This window comes from Haliovirga abyssi, assembly GCF_030295325.1.
Taxonomy (GTDB): Bacteria; Fusobacteriota; Fusobacteriia; order Fusobacteriales; family Haliovirgaceae; genus Haliovirga; species Haliovirga abyssi.
This window is the reverse complement of the sequence record NZ_AP027059.1, coordinates 1,541,379-1,562,620: the sequence shown is the minus strand read 5'-3', so window position 1 is coordinate 1,562,620 and position 21,242 is coordinate 1,541,379. Positions and strand designations below refer to the sequence as shown.

Annotated in this window: 18 protein-coding genes; all 18 read left to right on the top strand. The window is 25.3% G+C overall.

The window, feature by feature from the left end:
- Positions 1–26: 26 nt before the first annotated feature.
- The 18 genes from speE (at position 27) to RDY08_RS06830 (ending at position 21,231) form a co-directional block, all read left to right on the top strand.
- Positions 27–866 (top strand): polyamine aminopropyltransferase, encoded by an 840-nt coding sequence (speE, locus tag RDY08_RS06915; protein ID WP_307903644.1) that lies wholly within the window; start codon positions 27–29, stop codon positions 864–866.
- A gap of 135 nt (positions 867–1,001) precedes the next feature.
- Positions 1,002–3,599 (top strand): DNA mismatch repair protein MutS, encoded by a 2,598-nt coding sequence (mutS, locus tag RDY08_RS06910; protein WP_307903643.1) that lies wholly within the window; start codon positions 1,002–1,004, stop codon positions 3,597–3,599.
- A gap of 108 nt (positions 3,600–3,707) precedes the next feature.
- Positions 3,708–6,407: an LPS export ABC transporter periplasmic protein LptC gene (gene lptC / locus RDY08_RS06905; RefSeq protein WP_307903642.1), complete on the top strand. Its 2,700-nt coding sequence runs from the start codon at positions 3,708–3,710 to the stop codon at positions 6,405–6,407.
- On the top strand, positions 6,407–7,129 hold the full coding sequence (gene lptB, locus RDY08_RS06900) for an LPS export ABC transporter ATP-binding protein (protein ID WP_307903641.1): 723 nt from the start codon (positions 6,407–6,409) through the stop codon (positions 7,127–7,129). The genes lptC and lptB overlap by 1 nt, the downstream gene beginning before the upstream one ends.
- A gap of 38 nt (positions 7,130–7,167) precedes the next feature.
- Positions 7,168–7,740 carry a CheB methylesterase domain-containing protein gene (locus RDY08_RS06895; protein ID WP_307903640.1) on the top strand — a complete coding sequence of 191 codons (573 nt, stop codon included), beginning with the start codon at positions 7,168–7,170 and terminating at the stop codon, positions 7,738–7,740.
- A 6-nt stretch (positions 7,741–7,746) separates the two neighbouring features.
- The gene (locus RDY08_RS06890; RefSeq protein ID WP_307903639.1) at positions 7,747–8,913 is read left to right on the top strand and encodes an HD-GYP domain-containing protein; all 1,167 of its coding nucleotides are present in this window, start codon (positions 7,747–7,749) and stop codon (positions 8,911–8,913) included.
- A 324-nt stretch (positions 8,914–9,237) separates the two neighbouring features.
- Positions 9,238–11,835, top strand: coding sequence for an alanine--tRNA ligase (alaS, locus tag RDY08_RS06885; RefSeq protein WP_307903638.1), 2,598 nt, complete (start codon positions 9,238–9,240; stop codon positions 11,833–11,835).
- The gene (gene ruvX / locus RDY08_RS06880; RefSeq protein WP_307903637.1) at positions 11,832–12,254 is read left to right on the top strand and encodes a Holliday junction resolvase RuvX; all 423 of its coding nucleotides are present in this window, start codon (positions 11,832–11,834) and stop codon (positions 12,252–12,254) included. Before alaS ends, ruvX begins: the two co-directional genes overlap by 4 nt.
- A 10-nt stretch (positions 12,255–12,264) precedes the next feature.
- Positions 12,265–13,482 (top strand): protein translocase subunit SecD, encoded by a 1,218-nt coding sequence (gene secD / locus RDY08_RS06875; protein WP_307903636.1) that lies wholly within the window; start codon positions 12,265–12,267, stop codon positions 13,480–13,482.
- 2 nt (positions 13,483–13,484) lie between these two features.
- Entirely contained in the window at positions 13,485–14,354 is an 870-nt protein-coding gene (gene secF / locus RDY08_RS06870; protein ID WP_307903635.1) for a protein translocase subunit SecF, read from the top strand.
- A gap of 17 nt (positions 14,355–14,371) precedes the next feature.
- Positions 14,372–14,578 carry a winged helix-turn-helix domain-containing protein gene (locus RDY08_RS06865; RefSeq protein WP_307903634.1) on the top strand — a complete coding sequence of 69 codons (207 nt, stop codon included), beginning with the start codon at positions 14,372–14,374 and terminating at the stop codon, positions 14,576–14,578.
- 52 nt (positions 14,579–14,630) lie between these two features.
- Entirely contained in the window at positions 14,631–15,749 is a 1,119-nt protein-coding gene (gene alr / locus RDY08_RS06860; RefSeq protein ID WP_307903633.1) for an alanine racemase, read from the top strand.
- Positions 15,749–16,240, top strand: coding sequence for a hypothetical protein (locus tag RDY08_RS06855; protein WP_307903632.1), 492 nt, complete (start codon positions 15,749–15,751; stop codon positions 16,238–16,240). Before alr ends, RDY08_RS06855 begins: the two co-directional genes overlap by 1 nt.
- Positions 16,241–16,352: 112 nt before the next feature.
- Entirely contained in the window at positions 16,353–17,123 is a 771-nt protein-coding gene (locus RDY08_RS06850) for a hypothetical protein (RefSeq protein WP_307903631.1), read from the top strand.
- A 79-nt stretch (positions 17,124–17,202) separates the two neighbouring features.
- On the top strand, positions 17,203–18,387 hold the full coding sequence (locus RDY08_RS06845; RefSeq protein ID WP_307903630.1) for a class I SAM-dependent rRNA methyltransferase: 1,185 nt from the start codon (positions 17,203–17,205) through the stop codon (positions 18,385–18,387).
- Positions 18,388–18,418: 31 nt separating this feature from the next.
- A complete protein-coding gene (locus tag RDY08_RS06840) occupies positions 18,419–19,081 on the top strand; it encodes a CvpA family protein (protein ID WP_307903629.1) in 663 nt (220 codons plus the stop codon).
- Positions 19,078–20,160, top strand: a complete 1,083-nt coding sequence (locus RDY08_RS06835; protein ID WP_307903628.1) for an LptF/LptG family permease — start codon at positions 19,078–19,080, stop codon at positions 20,158–20,160. The genes RDY08_RS06840 and RDY08_RS06835 overlap by 4 nt, the downstream gene beginning before the upstream one ends.
- A complete protein-coding gene (locus RDY08_RS06830; RefSeq protein WP_307903627.1) occupies positions 20,161–21,231 on the top strand; it encodes an LptF/LptG family permease in 1,071 nt (356 codons plus the stop codon).
- Positions 21,232–21,242 lie beyond the last annotated feature (11 nt).

Sequence of the window (21,242 nt, the reverse complement as noted above, 5' to 3'; positions counted from 1 at the left end):
CCACAAAAAGGGAGGAATTAAAAAATATGGAATTTTGGTTTTCTGAATTTCATTTACCAGGATTAAAATATTCATTAAAAGTAAAAGAATGTTTATATAGTGGTAAAAGTGAATATCAACGATTAGATGTCTTTGAAACAGAAGAGTTTGGAAGAGCATTTACATTAGATGGAATTTTAATGGTTACGGAAAAAGATGAATTTGTATATCATGAAATGATGGCACATTTATCATCAAATATTCATCCAAATCCCAAAAGAGCACTTGTAATAGGTGGTGGAGATGGAGGAACAATTAGAGAACTTGCAAGATATGATAGCTTTGAAGAGATTCATCTTTGCGAAATAGATAAACATGTTACTGACGTTTGTTTAGAATATTTTCCAAATGTAGCAGGAATATTAAAAAGTGATGAAAGAGTAAAATTATATTTTGAAGATGGTATAAAATTTTTAGAGAATAAAAAAAATTATTATGATATAATATGTATAGATTCTACAGATCCTATTGGACCGGCAGTAGGATTATTTAAAGAAGATTTTTATAAATTATGTTATGAATCATTAACAGAAGATGGAATAGTGATAGCACAATCAGAATCACCATGGTATCATTTACCAATAATAAAAGATGTTCAGGATTCATTTAGGAAAATATTTCCAATATCAAAACTTGCAACGGCATCTTTGCTCGCATATCAAAGTGGGTTTTGGTCTTTTAGCATAGGGTCTAAAAGATATAATCCAATAGAAGATTTTAATTTAGAAAAAGCTGAAAAAATAGAAAAATTTACAAAATATTATAATAGTGGAATACATAAAGCAAGCTTTGTATTGCCGAATTATGTAAAAAAAATATTCAGATAAAAAAACCGCTTTAATAGGGGGGCGTTCAGTGTTAGAATCGAAAATCTAAAACTCCTTTATTATTGGCGGTTTTTTTAGATATGTTATATGTTTTTATAGAATAAAAATAAATATTAATATAAAGGGTGAAATTAAATGATAAAAAAAGAAACTCCATTAATGAAACAATATAAAGCAATAAAAAAAGAAAATGAGGATTCAATACTTTTTTTTAGATTAGGTGATTTTTATGAGATGTTTTTTGAAGATGCAAAAATAGCCTCAAAAGAGCTAGGGATTACTTTGACTTCTCGAAATAAAGAGAAGGGAGTAGAAGTTCCATTGGCAGGGATTCCTTATCATTCAGCAGCACAATATATATCTAAATTAGTGTCAAAAGGATATAAAGTTGCCATATGCGAGCAAGTGGAGGATCCTAAAAAAGCTAAGGGAATTGTAAAAAGAGAAGTTGTGAAAATAATTACACCTGGAACTGTTATTGATACAGATTCTTTAGACGAAAATAGTAATAATTATTTATTGGGAATTGAAATAAAAGATTCTGGAGCAGGAATTTCATATATTGATATTACTACTGGTGAATTTAAAACTACACAATTTGATGAGGGAAATTTAAGCGAGAAAATATTTAATGAAATTAATAAAATAGCTCCAAAAGAGATTTTAATAGACAACGTATCATATGAAATATTAAAAGAAAAAATAGAAGAATATACTAAATTAAATAATATATTATTAAATACTATAAATTTAATAGATGATAGTGAGGAATTTTTAAAAGATTATTTTAATATTATTTCATTAGAAAGTTTTGGGATAAACAATAAAAAAATTTCAATAGAAATTGCAGGAACGGTTTTAAATTATATTTTAGAGTTACAGAAATTTGGAGAAATACCGGTAAATAAACTGATATATGTAAATACAAAAAATCAAATGGAATTAAATGTAACAACACAAAGAAATTTAGATTTAATTAAAAATAACAGAGAAAAAAATAGTTTAGGTACATTATTATGGGTTTTAAATAAAACTAAAACTTCTATGGGAGGTAGATTATTAAAAAAAGTTATAGTAAGTCCCTTGATTGATATAGATAAAATACTAGAAAGACAAAATAATGTAAAATATTTTATAGATAATTTAATGATTAGAGAAGAAATTAGAGAAGAATTAATTAATATTTATGATATAGAAAGAATAATCGGAAAGATAGTTTTGGGAACTGAAAATGGAAGAGATATAATTGCATTGAAAAAATCATTAAAATCTGTAATAGAGATAAAAAACATTTTAAAAGATAGTGATATATTAAAATTTGAATTAAAAGATTTGATTGAAATATATGAATTAATAGACAGTTCAATAATAGAAGAGCCACCATTTTCAATAAGAGAAGGGAAAATTATAAAAGAAAATTATAATAAAGAATTAGATGAATTAAGAAATATTTCAAAACAGGGTAAAAAATATATATTAGATTTGGAAAAAGAGGAAAAAGAAAAAACGGGAATAAAATCATTAAAAGTAAAATATAATAGAGTTTTTGGATATTATATAGAAGTAACTAAGAGTAATATTGATTTAGTTCCAGAAAATTATATTAGAAAACAAACTTTGTCAAATGCAGAAAGATTTATTACTCCTGAATTAAAAGAATATGAAAGCAAAGTGTTAAATGCAAAGGATAAAATAGAAGAATTAGAGTATAAAATTTTTAAAGAAATAACTTCTAATATAAAAAATATGAAAAAAACATTGCAAGATGTGGCGAGCAAAATCGCAAATTTAGATATGATAATATCGTTTGCAGTTGTAGCAATTGAAAATAATTATATAAAACCAGAAATAGATGAAGGTTTTGAAATTGATATACAAGATGCAAGACATGCTGTAGTAGAAAAATTAATAGGTAGTGAAGATTATGTGAGTAATAATATAAAATTTACAGAAAAGGAAAAACTGATAATACTTACTGGGCCTAATATGGCTGGGAAATCCACATATATGAAGCAGATAGCACTAATAATAATTTTAGCGCAAATAGGGAGTTATGTGCCTGCCACATATGCAAAGATTGGAGTAGTTGATAAAATATTTACAAGAGTGGGAGCTAGTGATGACTTAGTATCAGGGCAAAGTACATTTATGGTAGAGATGAGTGAAGTAGCTAATATAGTGAATAATGCAACTGAAAGAAGTTTTGTTATTTTGGATGAAGTGGGAAGAGGGACAAGTACATTTGATGGAATATCAATAGCGTGGGCTATAAGCGAATATATACATGATAAGGTAAAATCTAAAACAATTTTTGCTACTCATTATCATGAGCTTACAGAATTGGAAAAGAAATTTGAGAATATAGTTAATTTTAGAATAGAAGTAAAAGAAACTTCAAACAGTGTTATATTTTTAAGGAAAATAGTTAGAGGCGGAGCTGATAAAAGTTATGGAATTGAAGTTGCAAAATTGGCAGGAATCCCTAATGATATAATTAATAGAAGTAAAAAAATATTATTTAATTTAGAAAAAAGAAGAAAATTAGTGGAAAGTACAATACAAGTTGAACAGTTGTCACTTTTTGGAAATAATGATATAATAGTAGAGGAAGAAGAAAAAGTTGAAGATGAAATATTAATTGAGTTAGAAGAACTTAATTTAAATAACATTACACCATTGGAAGCTTTAAACAAATTAAATGAAATAAAAAGAAAAATAGAAAATAGAAAATAGAAATGGGTTAAAAAGAATATTCTTGTTTATTTATAAATTATGTAGTTGATTACACATTCATATAAATATAAAAATATTACTTTTTAAACATTCAATAGGAGCGATAAAATGTTGAAAAAAATATTATATTTCATAATGTTAGGAATATTTTTACTTTTTATATATAATAATTATATAAAAAAAATGTCAGATATTAATATAGGAGAGATAAAAAAAGATATTAAAACAAATAATATAAAATATGATATAGGAAATAGTTATAAAATTTCTGCTAATCAACTTATTGAGAATCAAACTAATGAGACAACAGTATTTAAACAGGCACAAGCTTTTTTCAAAAATATGTCATTAAAAGGAAATGAAGCCATAGTTGATAAATTGAAAAATATGATACTAAAAGGAAATATAACAGGAGTAACAGACAATGGTTGGAAATTTAAAACAACTGAAATGAGATATGATGAAAATAAAAAGAAATTTTATTCAGTTTCAAAAGTGGAAGCAAAAAAAGATGATATAAAAATAACAGCAAGACATTTTGAAGCCAATAGTCAATTTACATTAATAAATTTATATACTAACGTTAAATTAACTTCAAATAAAGTAACTTTAAGCTGTGATAGAGTGATTTATGATAGAAACAAAAATATAGTAAAATTAAATGGTAATATAAAAGTACAAGTTAAAAATCTTAATAGTGAAAAGGGAAAAATAGAATTAGTAACTGGAGAATTAAATTATGCAATTTATGATATGGATAATAACAGATTAATTGTATGGGGTAAATTTAAAGCACGAATGAAAGGGTATACACTAACTGCAAATAATTTAGTTTATTATAAAAAAACTAATAATGTAGATGTATATGATAATGTAAAATTAAAAAAAGATGATATGGAAATTAATACTCCAAAAGCATTTTATAATGGCAAAACTAAAAAAATAGTATTGAATAAACCTGTAAAAGGTAAAATAAAAGAGTATAATTTTGAGTCCGATTATATGCAAATAGATGAAGTTACAGAGAATATAAAATTATCTAATAACATAGAAATAAAAAATAAAGAATCTACAATGAAAGCCGATGAAATTACATATGATAAAAAAAATAATATTATAGAAGGAGTTGGACATGAAAATATATTAGTTTTTGGAAAAGACTATAGAATGAAAAGTAAAAAATTCCACTATTTTGTGGATGAAAATAAATTGGTTATTCCAGAAAACTTTAGAGTAGTTAAAAATGGAATGAAAATAAATGGTTCTAATTTAATATTTTATACAAAAGATGAAATAGGTACTTCTAAAAAAATATATATAGAGAAAAAAGAAAATAATTTAATAAGTGATTTTGTTAAATTTAATTTAAAGAAAAAGATATATAATTTAGAAAAAAATATATCTATAAACTATGAAAAATATAATATTGTAACACAAAAATTAGATCTTGATGAAGCAAATAAAAAAATATATATGAAAGATAATTTTGAAGTTTATAATAAAGAGGACGATTTAAAAATATATTCAAAGAATGGAGAATATGACGATAATTCTAAACTGATAAGTTTATTAGGAAAAACAAAAGTTGTAAAAGATGATTATGAAATATCAGGGGACAGCTTTACATATAATTTAGATGATAAATTTGGAAAATTGGTTGGAACAGTTGAAATAAAAAACAGAAAAGATGATTTGATAGTTAATGCTAATGAGCTGACTTATAAATATAAAGAAGAGATGGATATATATGGAGATGTTAGATTAAAAAAAGATGATATATATGGAAATACAGAAAAAATAGTGTATAAATATAAAGAAAAAATGGGATATTTAATCACACCAGGAAAAGTTGAAAATAAAACAGAAAAAATAATTATGAATTATGAAACAGGAGAATATGACAATAATTTAAAAATTTTAAAATTAAGAAAAATTTCAGGGCATCAAGAAGATATAAAATTTAAAAGTGAATTAGCAAAATATGATGAAAAATCAAATGAAATTGATTTTATAAAAAAAGTAAATATAAATCAAAAAGAACTAAATATAGACTCTGATAAACTAAGATATTTTATTAAAACAAAAAAAATAAAATCAGAAACTCCAATTACAGTTACAGAAAAAAATCTAAAGATGGTTATTCAATCAGGTGAAATGGATCTGAAGAATAAAACTTTAGATGGAGAAAAAGGAGTAATAACAACAGAAGATGGGGATAAGATAACAGGAGATTTTTTATCAGGCGATTATTCAAAAAAGGAGTTTAATTTTAAAGATAATTTAAAAGCTGATCTGCCATCAGAAAAGATGAAATTTTCAGGAGATATAGCTAAAATGTATTTTAAAAAAAATAAAGATGATCAATTTGATGTAACAAGAGGAGAAATAAAAAATAAAACTGATTTTTGGTATAAAGATATGAATCTTTCAAGTGATTATCTTGAAATGGATAACATGAAAAATTTAGTTTTTGGAAAAGGTAATCCAGTATTAAAAATAGATGGAGATACAACAATAAAATCAGATTATGTTTATTTAAATTTAAATACAAATACAGGTGAAATGAAAAGTAATGTAAAATTAACAAATATAACTAAAGAAGCTGGTACAATAAATGCAACAGCAAATGATGCTTCTTTAAATAATGAAGATAAAAAAGTGAAAATGAAAGGGAATATTATAGTTTATCAAGGTGAAAACAAAGTAGAAGCAGAAGAGGGAGTTATGGATTTAAAAACAAATATATTATCTGGAATAGGTACAACTAAATTTAAATTGAGGATAAAGCCTAAAGAGGAGAGTAAATAATGAATAGTATTGCAGTACAAGAATTATGCAAAAGTTATAAAAAAAGATTAGTTGTAAATAAGGTGAGTTTAGAAGTTAATAAAGGAGAAATAGTAGGATTACTTGGACCAAATGGAGCAGGAAAAACTACAACTTTTTATATGATAGTTGGAATAATAAAGCCAGAAAGTGGAAAAGTAATGTATAATGAAATGGATATAATTAAATATCCAATGTATAAACGTGCTAGATTAGGAATAGGTTATTTAGCACAAGAACCTTCAATTTTTAGGAATATGACAGTTGGAGAAAATATTTTAACAATATTAGAGATGAACAAAATTTCGAAAAAAGAGAGAATAGAAAAAAAAGATATGTTATTAGAGGAGTTTAAAATATCACATATAGAAAATAGTTTAGGATATTCTCTGTCTGGTGGAGAAAGAAGAAGAGTTGAAATAGCTAGAACAATAGCAAATGAACCAAATTTTATATTGTTAGATGAACCTTTTGCAGGAGTAGATCCTATTGCTGTAGAGGATATACAAGAGATAATATTATATTTGAAAAAGAAGGGTCTTGGAATTTTGATTACTGATCACAATGTAAAGGAAACGTTAAGAATTACAGAAAGGGCATATATTATGTCGGAAGGAAAGGTTTTAATTAGCGGGAATAGTAATGAAATAGCAGAAAATGAAGTTGCAAGAAAAATTTATTTAGGTAAAAATTTTAGTTTGTAATTATCTTTTTTAAACATTCTTTGTAAAAGGGGGTTCTGGTGCGAAAATATAATATGATTATAATTGGGATTTCAACAGGTGGTCCAAATGCACTAAGAAAGTTAGTTCCAGCCTTGAGTTGTAAAATAAAATTACCAATATTTATTATTCAGCATATGCCAAAAGGATTTACAAAAATATTAGCTGATGGATTAAATGAACTTTCTGAATTGGAAATAAAAGAGGGAGAAAATGAAGTTATAAAAGCAGGAACAGTTTATGTTTTGCCAGGGGGGCAAGACAGCAAATTAGTAAAAGTTGGGAATGTGTTGAAATTATATCCTGAAAATAAAAGAATTGGATTTTATAATCCATCTGTAGATTATTTTTTAGAAAGTGTTAATAAAATAAGCAGTATAAATCCATTAATTGCAATATTAACTGGAATGGGCAGAGATGGAACTGAAGGAATTTTAAATTTAAAAGAAAATAAAAGAAGTTTTGTATTAACTCAAGAGGAGAAATCATGCGTGGTTTATGGAATGCCTAAAAGCATAGATAAATTAGGCCTTTCAGATGTTTCAGGATTGACAGAAAAAGAGATTGGTAATGAAATAAATAAAAGGGCGTGATAAAAAATGAAAGAAAAGGAGATAATAAATAATTTTGAAAAAGTATTTAATGTTAAAATAGAAATTGATAGTGGACGTAATATAAAAGTAACTCCGAAAAGAGATAAAGAAAAAATTATAAAATTATTAGCACCATTTTTAGAACTTAATAAAAAATATAAAGAAGTTGTAGAAGAAAATACAAAGAATTATGAAAAAATATATAATTTATCAGAATTATTAAGTTTAGGTGGGAGAAATATATCAGAATTAGAGTTAATAGATACAATTATAAATTTAGGAATGATGATTTTAGAAGTAGATAATCTTGTTATAAAATATAAAAATAAATTTTATTCTAATAAAAATAATAAAATAATAGAAAACATAATAGGAAATATAATAGAAAGCAACTCAAAAGATGAATATATTCATAAAAATATTGAAAGAAAATCAATTGTAGTGTATAATGCAAGAGATGAGTTAATTCTAGGAATAGAATTTGAAAAAGCATTAGATAGTAACACTGTAGAAAAAAAACTTAAAGGTATAAGAATTTTATCTGAAGTTATAAAAACAATTTATAATATAAGAAATTATAAATCAAATATAGAAAATATATATATAAGTATTTTGAAAAAAGTATCTTCTATATTAGAGTATAGAAATTATATTTATGGGAATTTTTATGATATAGATAAGTTGTTACTTTTATTAGAATTTATGGCAAAAAAATTAGAAATGAATTTTACAGAAATAGAAACATTAAAATTATCAGCTATTTTAAAAGATGTAGGAACAATACTTATAACTGAAAATATATTACATAAAAGAACTAGCTTAACAAACGAGGAAAAAAAAATAATAGAAAAACATACTTATTACAGTTATAATATTTTAAAAAATATACCATATTTTGAAGAGCATGCTTTAATAATTAAAAACCATCATGAAAGATATGATGGAAATGGATATCCAAAAGGGATAAATGGAAAAGAAATTCCAATTTCGGCTAATTTATTGAATTTAGTGAGCACATTTTTAGCATTAGTAAGTTCAAGAGTTTATAGAAAGGCTTATAGTAATATAGAAGCTAAAGAAATAATAAAAAATGAAAGTGGAAAAAGATTTTATCCAGAATTAGTAGAAATTTTTATTGAAAATTATGATGAAATAATAGAAATATTATCTTAGGAACGGCTTAAAAATAACCTTTTGATTTTGTTATAAAATACGCAATGATTTAAGCGTTTTTATGACAAAATATAAGAAAATTATTTTTTAAACGTTCTTTAGGAACGGCTTAAAAATAACCTTTTGATTTTGTTATAAAATACGCAATGATTTAAGCGTTTTTACAATAAAATATAAAAAAGTTACTTTTTAAACATCCATTGATTTTTGTAAAAATACAGGCCGTTAAGAGAAAATAAAGTATTTGAAAAAAATAATATTTGACAATTGTATTAAAATTGGATATTATATAGGAAAATATTGTTGGAAGGGAGTAAAAAGTACATGTTTACAGGAAATGAAATACGGAAAAAATTTTTAGACTTTTTCGAGCAAAAAATGCACAAAAAATACGAGAGTGCTTCCTTGGTTCCAGATGATCCAACAATGCTATTAACAATAGCAGGAATGGTACCATTTAAGCCATTTTTTATGGGAAAACAAGTTCCTACATATAAAAGGGCTACCTCTTGTCAGAAATGTATTAGAACGAATGATTTAGAAAATGTAGGGAGGACAGCAAGACATCAAACATTTTTTGAGATGCTTGGGAATTTTTCTTTTGGAGACTATTTTAAAGAAGAAGCTATTGTTTGGGCTTGGGAATTTATAACAGAAGAACTAAAATTATCAAAAGATAAACTTTGGATTTCGGTTTATAAAGATGATGAAGAAAGTATAAAAATTTGGAATGAAAAAGCAGGGGTATCTTTAGACAGAATAGTAAAAATGGATGAAGATAATTTTTGGTCAGCAGGTCCAACAGGTTCATGTGGCCCGAGTAGTGAAATATATGTTGATCTAGGAGAAGATAAAGGTTGTGATTCTCCAACTTGTGGTGTTGGATGTGATTGTGATAGGTATATTGAAATATGGAATTTAGTATTTACTGAGTATAATAGATTAGAGGATGGGACGTTAGAGCCATTACCTAAAAAAAATATTGATACTGGAATGGGATTAGAAAGAATAACATCTGTAATTCAAAATGTTAGTTCAAATTTTGATACAGATTTGTTAAAACCGTTAGTAGAAGAGGTCGCAAAAGCAACAGGTGTAAAATATAACGAAAAAGAAAATATAGATTTCTCTCTAAGAGTTATAGCTGACCATATTCGTGCAGTAACATTTTTAATAGGAGATGGGGTACTTCCTTCTAATGATGGTAGAGGTTATGTTTTAAGAAGAATTTTAAGAAGAGCAGCTAGGCATGGAAGATTATTAGGATATAAAAAATCATTTTTATATGAGTTATCTGATAAAGTCATTGATATGATGGGAGAGTTTTATCCTGAAATAGTAAAAAATAGCGATCATATAAAAAAAGTGATCTCAATAGAAGAAGAGAAATTTGAAGCTACATTAGATCAAGGGATAATTTTAACAAATAATGAGATAAAAAAGTTAAAATTAGAAAAAAAAGATAAGATGAATTCAGAAATTGTGTTTAAATTATATGATACTTATGGATTTCCATTTGAATTAACAGAAGAAATTTGTCAAGAAAATAATATTAAAATTGTATATGATGAATTTAAAGAAAAAATGGAAGAGCAAAAAAATAGAGCTAGAAATTCAAGAGAAGTTATAAAAGAAAAAATTGAGGATAGCTTTATAGAAGAATTTTATAAAGAAAATGGAAAGACAGAATTTTTAGGATATGAAAATTTAAAATTAGAAGGAAAAGTTTTACATAAGAAAGATATTGATACTGAAACATATGAGGTTATATTTGATAAAACTCCTTTTTATGCTGAGTCTGGAGGACAAATTGCAGATTCTGGAATTATAAAAAACAGGACATTTAAGGGAAAGGTGTTAAATGTTCAAAAAAGAAAAGATATATTTATCCATATAGTTAAAATTATAGAAGGAAATTTAAAAATAGGAGATAATTTAACTCTTAATGTGGATAAAGAAAAAAGAGAAGCAGTAACAAAAAATCATACAGCTACACATTTATTGCAAGCAGCATTGCAAGAAGTGATAGGCAAGCACGTTCATCAAGCAGGTTCATATGTAAATAGAGAAAGACTTAGATTTGATTTTTCACATTATGAATCTATAAAAAAAGAGGAAATAGAAGAGATAGAAAGAATTGTGAATAGAGAAATTTTAAAAAATCATAAAGTTGATATTTCTCTAAAAAATATTGATGAAGCAAAAAAAATGGGAGCTATGGCACTTTTTGGAGATAAATATGGAGATGTTGTAAGAGTTGTAAAAATTTCTGATTTTTCTATTGAATTATGTGGGGGAACACATGTTAATTCCACAGGGGAAATAGGATTATTTAAAATAGTTACAGAAACAGGTATTGCAGCAGGAACAAGAAGAATAGAAGCCATTACAGGATTAAATTCATTAGAATATTTAACAAAATTAGAAGATAGAACAGAGGATTTAGCAGAGATATTAAAAGTAGATAAAGATAAGCTTGAAGAAAAGGCTAATAAATTATTGGATGAAAACAGAGAGCTTAAGAAAAATATTTCTGAATTAAATTCAAAATTGGCATCTATTGAAGCTGATAAATTTTTAGAAAATCCTGAAATGATAAATGGAATAAATGTAATAATAAAAGCATTTAAAGGTCAGAATCCACAAAATTTAAGGAAAATGGCAGATAAAGCAAAAGATAAATTAAAAAGTTGCGTAGTTGTATTTGGTACTAATAATGGAAAAGCAATATTTTTAGTAAGTGTAACAAAAGATTTAATTGAAAAAGGGATTAAAGCAGGAGATATAGTTAGGGAAGTTGCAAAAATTGCTGAAGGAAATGGCGGAGGAAGACCAGATTTTGCTCAAGCAGGTGGTAAAGCAGGAAATAAAGTGCAAGAAGCTTTAAATTTTGCAAAAAAATTATTGGAAGAAAAACTATGAGAGTTTTAGCTCTCGATGTTGGAGATGTTCGTATTGGGGTAGCAATATCAGATCCGTTAGGAATGATAGCTTCTCCGTTAGAAGTAATAGATAGAAGAAAAGTAAAAGCCATAAAACGAATAGTTGAATTGGCAAAAGAAAAAAAAGTAGAAAAAATTGTATCAGGGTTACCATTAAGCTTAAATGGTACGGAAAAAAGGCAAGCTGAAAAAGTTAGAGAATTTATCGAAAAATTGGGTAAATCATTACATGATATTCCAATAGAAACAGTAGATGAAAGATATAGCACAGTTTCAGCAGATAACATGCTAAAAGTTACAACGAAAAAAAATGCAAAAGAGAAACGCAAAGTTGTAGATAAAGTAGCTGCAACGATAATCTTACAAACATACTTAGATATGGAAAAACGAAGGAGGTAGTAGAGTATTTATGAAAAAGAGTTTATTAGTTAATTTAGCTTTGATTGCAGTAGTATTAGGACTTGCTGTTTGGTTTGCATTTCTAAAACCTGTAAGATTGGGACTAGATTTAAAAGGTGGAGTGTATGTAGTATTAGAAGCACAAGATACAAAGGAAGCAAAAGTTGATAATCAAGCAATGGACAGATTGGTAGAAGTGTTGGATAGAAGGGTAAATGGATTAGGAGTATCAGAACCAGTAATACAAAGAAGTGGAGACAGAAGAGTAATAGTTGAATTACCAGGAGTAAAAGATACAGAAGAAGCAATAAAAGTTATAGGAAAAACAGCATTATTAGAGTTTAGATTATTAAAAAGTGATGGTTCATTAGGAGATGTTTTATTAACAGGAAAAGAATTGAAAAAGGCAGATGTTAGTTTTGATAGATTAGGAAGACCTCAAATAGGATTTGAGCTTACTACAAAAGGGGCTAAAATCTTTGCAGATATAACTAAGAAAAACATTGGTAAACAATTAGCAATAACTTTGGATGGAGCACAACAAACAGCACCTACAATTCAATCAGAAATTCCAGGAGGAAAAGGTGTTATTACTGGAAGTTATACAGTAGACGAAGCTAAAAAAATGGCTACATTATTAAATGCTGGAGCTTTACCAGTAAAAGTAAAAATGTTAGAGACAAGAACAGTAGGAGCAACACTTGGAGAAGAATCAATACAAGCAAGTTATAAAGCTGGAATAGTAGCTTTGATATTAATTGCAATATTTATGGTAGTATGGTATAGATTGCCAGGACTTATAGCTGATTTAGCATTGTTAATTTTTGGAATAATAGCTTTTGGAACATTAAATTTTATTGATTCTACATTGACTTTACCAGGAATAGCAGGGTTTATTTTATCAGTTGGAATGGCAGTTGATGCAAATGTAATAATATTTGAAAGATTAAAAGAGGAATTAAGATTGGGGAATAGTATTTTAGCAGCTTTAGATGCAGGATTCAAAAAAGCGTTTATGGCAATATTTGATTCAAACATTACTACTCTTATTATTACAGCTATATTGTTTGCGTTAGGTACAGGTCCAGTAAAAGGATTTGCAGTTACGTTGACAATAGGTATATTGGCAAGTATGTTTACAGCAATAGTTGTAACAAGGGTTTTATTAAAAGGATTTATATATTTATTTAAAATTGAAAATCCAATATTATTTGGGGTTAGGAGGTAGTAATGAATTTAAAAATAATAAAAAATACAAAAATATGGTTTACAATATCAATAACTTTAGTAGTGGCTGGATTATTACTATTTATGGTGAAAGGTCTTAATTATGGTATAGATTTTACTGGTGGAACATTATTTCAATTGAAATTTGAAAAAAGTGTGAAATTAAGTGATCTTAATAAAGATTTAAAAGATATGAGTGCAAAATATAAAGAATTAGAATCTAAAAAAATACAAATTTCAGAAGGAAATGTTGTATTAATAAGAACAAACGCTTTTGAAGAAGCTCAAAAAGATAATTTTTTAAATGATTTTAAGGCAAAAGAGGGTAAATTTGAAATTTTAAAAGTAGATAAAGTTGGTGCTACAATTGGAAAAGAATTAAAATGGAAAGCTATAAATGCTTTATTAATAGGTTCTTTGTTAATAGTACTTTATATTACAATTAGATTTGAATTTAGATTCGCAGTAGGTGCAATAGTAGCCTTGTTGCATGATTTAATAATAGCAGTAGGAGCTATAGCTTTACTTGGTTATGAGATTAATACACCATTTATAGCGGCGATATTAACAATTTTAGGATATTCTATAAATGATACAATAGTTGTATTTGATAGAATTAGAGAAAACATAAAGAAAAAATCCAAAAAAAATATAGGAGATTTAATTGATGATAGTATAAATCAAGTGTTTACAAGATCAATAAATACATCAGTTACAACTTTATTAGCTATACTAGCAGTATTAATATTTGGAGGAGCATCGCTTAGAACATTTATAACAGCTTTATTAATAGGAATACTTTCAGGGACTTATTCTTCAATATTTGTTGCAAGCCCAATAGTTAATCTTCTTGAAAAGAAGGAAGCAAAATAAAAAAAGGAGTGATAAATATGAAATATTCTTTTGAAAAAACAGGAGCAGCAGCAGGAAAAGTTTGGAACTATCTAAACGAAAATGGTGCTACAGGAATAAAAGCTATGGTAGATAACAGTGAATTGAAAAAAGATGAAGTTTTATTGGCATTAGGTTGGCTTTTTAGAGAAGAAAAAATAGGAAGTGAAAAAAAAGGAAGAACAATAGTTTTTTTCTTGAAATAAAATTACTTTTTTTGAGTCGATTAAAGTATAAGAAAAGGTGGCATTTGTATATATGAGAGTATGGTCAGATATTAATCTAAATAACTTAATAATAAATTTAAATTTAATAAAAAAATTGACTTCTAATAATAAAAAAATACTTGGAGTTATAAAAGCAAATGCTTATGGACATGGTGCAGTTGAAATTGCAAGAGAATTATCTGCAAATGGAGTGTCTAATTTTGGAGTGGCTTGCATAGAAGAAGCGGAAGAATTAGTTAAGAATAGAATAAGAGGTAAAATTTTGATATTGGGATGTACACCTCTTGAAGAATGGGATAAAGCTGTATCTTTAGGGATACAGCTTACTCTGTCTTCTTATGAAGAAATAAATTATATAGAAAAAAAAGGGCTATTTCCAGATATTCATGTAAAAATAGATACAGGTATGGGAAGGATCGGATTTTCATATGAAGAAGCAGAAAAAGCTATACAATATATAAAAAATAAAAATATAGCAAATATAAAAGGAATATTTACACATTTATCAGTTGCAGATGAGGATTTAGAATATACTCAAAAACAAGTTGAAATATTTAAAAAAATAGTAGATGAAAATAAAGATATTGAATATTTTCACATATCAAATAGCGCAGGAATATTAAATGTTATTAATGAAGGGAATATGGTTAGACCAGGAATAATTTTGTATGGAATTCCTGTGGTTAAAAATAGATTTAGTAAAGAATTTAAACCAGTAATGTCTTTTAAAAGTAAGATTATATTTTTAAAAGAAGTAAAGCAAGATATGCCTATAAGCTATGGGAAAACTTATATAGCTAAAAAAGGTGAAATAATAGCAACAGTTTCTGCAGGATATGCAGATGGAATAAATAGGAAATTATCAAATACAGGAGAAGTTTATTTAAAAGGAAAAAGATGTAAAATAATTGGAAGAGTCTGCATGGATCAAATGATGATAAAAATCCCAAAAACTCTAATAGGAAAAGTAAAGGTTGGAGATGAATTAGAAATATTTGGTGAAAATATAAATATAGATGAAATAGCAAAAATCTCAGGAACAATATCATATGAAATTTTAACAAATATTAATAATCGAGTTCCAAGAATATATTGGAAAAATGGGAAAATTATTAGAGTTAATTCTCTTTTAGGAAAGGAAGAAATATAATGAATAGTTTTTTTAAAAAAAAATCAAACATTATAACTATTCTTGATTTAATTTTTATATTTGGACTTATTTTGTTATTAAATTATTATTTTCAAAAAAAGATGCCTACAAAGCAGGAGTTAATTTTAAATAATGTGAAATACAGTGCAATTATTAGTAAATATAAAATAGATAAAGATGAGGCATTACTTATAAAAGTAGAAATTAAAAATAGAAGTAAAAAGCCAAAATATTTTATTTTGAAAAAAGAAAACAGCTTTAATTTTATAATTACAAAAGGGGATAAGATTATATATAAAAAAGATATTTTAGAAAAGAATGCTTCTGGAAAAAGAAAATTAAAAATAAATGGATATAGTAAAATTGTTTTTTCAGATTTATGGATGAATGAAAGTAATACAGAAGAAGCTATAAATAGTGGTGAATATGAATTACATATATATAGTAAAGATTTTAATATAAAATTTGATATGAATTTTTTTATAAATTAGGGTTGTAAAAAATAATTATTTGCTTATTTTTTAGTAGAAGATATATTTTATATTTTTTTAAGAAACTTTGAGCATATATTGTTTCATAATATATTAGGGGGATTTAATAATTATGGATAAAAAAATTATAAGCGTGCTATTGTTTTTTCTTATATTTTTATTTAGTTTTGGAGATAATAATAAATATATAGAAATTGAAAATATATTATATGGATTTACATTAGATGATAGTTTTACGATTGAAAAACAAATTGGTATTATGGAAAAAAAAGTATATGGAGAAGTAGGAGAAGGAAGTATAGAAGAGAGAGAAAATAAATTATATAATTTTTTACAAGATAATATTAAAAATAAGTTAGGAGAATCTGAATTAATTATATTTGGGAAAAAAAGCTTTGATAAATCTATACTTGATAGAATAGAAAAAATTGAATATGGTTGTTTTAGAAAATATAATAATAAATTGAATTTTTTAGATAGAATAAAAAAAATAAAAAAATTTTTAGGTAATAAAAACAGTGAAGAAAAAATATTTTTTAGTCAGGAAAAAGAGCTAAAAAAATCTATGAAAAATAACAAAATAGAACTAAAACTATATAGGGATTTTAGAAAAATAAAATTAAAAAATGGTGAAATTATTAAATTTATTTTAGAAGAAAAGATAAAAGGTATTGCTGAGAAAGGTTCTATAATTTATGGTAAAGTGATTAATGTAAAAAAAAGTTTATTCTTTTTTTATAGTGAACTAGATATTAAATTATTTAAAATTATAAATAAAGATAAGAAAATTTATGATATTAATGAATTAATAATTTTAAAAAAAGAGATAAAAAAATTAAAAAGGAAAAAAAGTATTAATGTTAAAATGTTTGAAATGAAATAGTTGGAATAATATAAAAAATAAGAATAATATAAAAAATAAAAAAATAGTATAAAAAGAAAATAGTATAAAAGGAGAAATAATGGCAAAAGTAAGAGTAATATTAAAAAAAATGAAAGATAGAAAAATAAGAAATTTTTACCCATTTGTATATAAAGATGAAGTGAAATCTATTATGGGAAATTATGAAAATGGAGATATAGTAGATGTTGTGTCAGAAGATTTAAGTTTTGTAGGAAGAGGATATATTAATGATAATGCAAGTACTTTGGTAAGAGTATTAACAACACAAGATGAAAAAATAGATAAAAAATTTATTAAAAATAGGATAAAAACAGCATATGAAAATAGAAAACATATTTTAAATGAAACAAATTCAATTAGATTATTTTACTCTGAAGCAGATGGATTTTCTGGATTAATTGTAGATATGTTTGGTAAATATTTATCAGTTCAATTTAGAACATTAGGAATAGAAAAATTTAAAGAAGAGATAATAAAATCATTAAGGGAAGTAATAAAACCTAAAGGGATTTATGAAAGATCAGATATGGGAAGTAGAATAAAAGAGGGATTAGAATTAAAAAGCGGGCTTATATATGGAGAAATTCCAGATGAAATAATAATGGAAGACAATGGTATGAAATTTATTATTGATATAGTTAATGGACAAAAAACAGGGTTCTTTTTAGATCAAAGAGATTCTAGGAAATTTATAATGAACTATATAAAACCTAACAGTAAAGTTTTAGATGTTTTTTCATCAAGTGGAGGATTTTCAATGGCTGCTTTGAAAAAAGGTAGTAAAAAAGTAGTTGCAATAGATAAATCACCTGAGGCATTAGAAGTAGCTAAAAAAAATTATAGTTTAAATGAGTTTGAAGGCGATTTTTCTACAATAGAAGGAGATGCTTTTAGCATATTAAATATATTATCTCAAAAAAAAGAGAAATATGATTTAATTGTATTAGATCCACCAGCATTAGTAAAAAGTAAAAATGATGTAAAAAAAGGAAGAGATCTATTCTATAATTTATGTGATAATGGATTTAAATTAATTGAAAAAGATGGAATATTAGGAGTATGCACATGTGCATATCACATTACTTTACAAGATTTGATTGAAGTAACAAGAATGGCAGCATCTAAAAATGGGAAATTATTAAAAGTGGTTGGAGTTACATATCAACCAGAAGATCATCCTTGGATTTTACATATTCCAGAAAGTTTATATCTTAAATGTTTATGGGTAAAGGTGATGAATTAAATAATATAAAAAAATAAAGTTGGAGGGAAATATGTATATTGATTCTATTATAATTGCAATAATTGCGTTAAGTATGATAATAGGTATATTTAAAGGGTTTATTTTAGAGTTTTTTTCATTATTTGGTGGATTAATATCTATATTAATAGCGAAAAGGATTTCTGGAAATATTTATCTTATAGTTTTTGGGAGTAAGCATATAAAAAATAATACTAATTATTTGATTGTATATGTTTTGACAATATTAGTATCATATATTATTATGTATATGATTATTTTACTACTGAAGAAATTTTTCCATACAATTCTATTAGGATGGTTAGATAGAGTGCTTGGTGGATTAGCAGGATTTTTAAAAGGAAGTTTTATAGCTATAGTTATACTTTTAGTTATGGCTGCTATCTCTAATTTTAATGACCAATTTCATAAAGAGTTATATAAAAGTTATTCTGGAAAAGCTATAAGTAAAATTTCGCCTAAATTAGTTTCGCTAATGCCTAAAAATTTAGAAGAGGAAGTTAAAAAATTTAATACTAATATAAATATAGAAGAGATTATAAACAAATCTGTAAAAAAGAATGTAAAATTTAAAGATTTAAAAAACATAGATACAAAAAAAATATTAAAAAATAGTAAAAATGAAAAAGAGATTAATGACATATTGCAAAAAGCTTTGAAAGGTGAAGTAAAATGAAAATAATAGATAGATATTTTTACGAAGAGATGGGAGCACCTGTAATTTTTGGTATAAGTTTATTTACATTTATATTTTTAATAGATGCATTAGTAGAGATGATGGAGAATATAATAGTAAAAAATGTACCTGTAAAAGATGTGTTATCCTTGATCTCTTATTATTTCCCACCAGTATTAGTGCAAACTATTCCAATGGGGTTATTGTTAGGTGTAATGATATCTTATGGGAAACTATCTGGAAATAGTGAAATTGTAGCATTAGAATCAATTGGTATAAGTATGACTAGATTTTTAAGACCTGCATTAATATTAGGGGTATTAACAATGGGTTTTGTATTTTTTTTGGAAGAAGAAGTTGTTCCCGAGTCATATACAAAATTTGGAATGTTAAGCAAAAAAATAGCATATAGAAAACCTGCAGTAAAAATAGAAGAAAAAGTTTTTGTAGAAGGAATTGGAGATTATAATATATATATAAATAAAATGGACAATGAAGTGAGTGAAGCAGAAAATTTAATAGTATTTAAAAAAGAATCAGATACACCATTTCCAGAAGTAATAATATCTAAAAAGGCAAAATGGAAAAAAAGTGATATGATTTTGGAAAATGCTAATTTTTATAATATAAATTCAAAAGGGGAAAAAGAATTAAGCGGTAGTTTTGAGAAACAATCAATACCAATAAATACTTTTTTTGGGAATTTTAGTATAAATAAAAAGAGAAAATCTATGATGAGTATTACAGAACTTAGAGAAGCTATTATTAAGAGAAGAAAGAAAAAAATTAATTCATTATCTTATGAAATTGAATATCAGCAAAAATTAGCAATACCAATATCAGCATTAATACTTTCATTTTTAGGGGTATTGCTATCTGTAAAGAACAATAGGAATGGGAAAGGGGTTAGTTTTGGAATAAGTTTAGTAATTATATTTTTTTATATAATGGGAATTAATTTTGGAAGATTATTAATTTATAATAAAGTTTTGTCACCAATTGTAGGAATGTGGTATCCTAATTTATTATTATTATTACTTAGTCTAATATTGTTTTATAAGCAAACAAGGAGTAGATAGATGAAAAAATTGGATAAATATATATTAAAAAGTTTTATAAAATCATTTTTATTAGGAGTAATGGCATTTTTAATAATTTTTATTTTAAGTGAAATGTTTAGAATTATTGGATATATAATGGATGGGAAATTAACACCTATTCAAGGATTTATATTACTTTTAAATGGGCTACCTACAGTAATGATAAATGTCATACCATTAGGAGTTTTATTAGGTGGATTAATGACGGTAAATAAGATGGCTACTAACTTAGAAATAATGGCTCTTAAAACATCAGGAGTAAGTTTTAAAAGAATTATTTTAGCTCCAGTAATATTAAGTGGTTTGATTTCAATTGGATTATTATGGTTCAATAATAATGTGGTTCCAAATTCAAATAAAAAGTATAGAGAATTAAAAAATAACGAAGTATATAATGTGAAAGAATCAAGAATAAAAACTGATGTATTTATGAAAGGGCAAGGAAATTATTTAACTTATATAAGACTTGTAAATGGAAACAATATTTCAGATTCTGAAATAGTATTATTGGATAATAGTTTTTCAAAAATAGAGAAAATTATAACAGTTAAAAGAGGAAAATATAATATAAAATTGAAGAAATGGTATTTTTCTAGAGTTAAAATAAATGACATTATTAATAATAAAATAGAAACAATGGGATTTTATGAGCCAGATTTTTTTAAAGAAACTCCTTCAGATTTACTAAGAGATAAAGTTAGAGAAAAAGAGATGAATATAAGTGAATTAAAAGATGCAGCTAATTTTATAAAAAAAACAGGTGGGGATGTAAAAAAAATATTAGTGGCAATGTATAAAAAAATGGCGTATCCATTTGCAGCACTTATAATGAGCTTTATAGGATTATCTCTAGGAAGTAGATATATAAGAGGAGCATCAGCAGTAAGTATAGGATTAAGTGTAGTAATAGGGTATATATATTACGTTGTAACAGCTACAACAGAGGCATTGGGAGTTGGAGGATTTTTATCACCAATGTTAAGTGGATGGATACCAGATATACTCTTTTTAGTTTTAGGGATATCATTGGTTAAAATAAGTGAATATTAAGAAATTGGGAG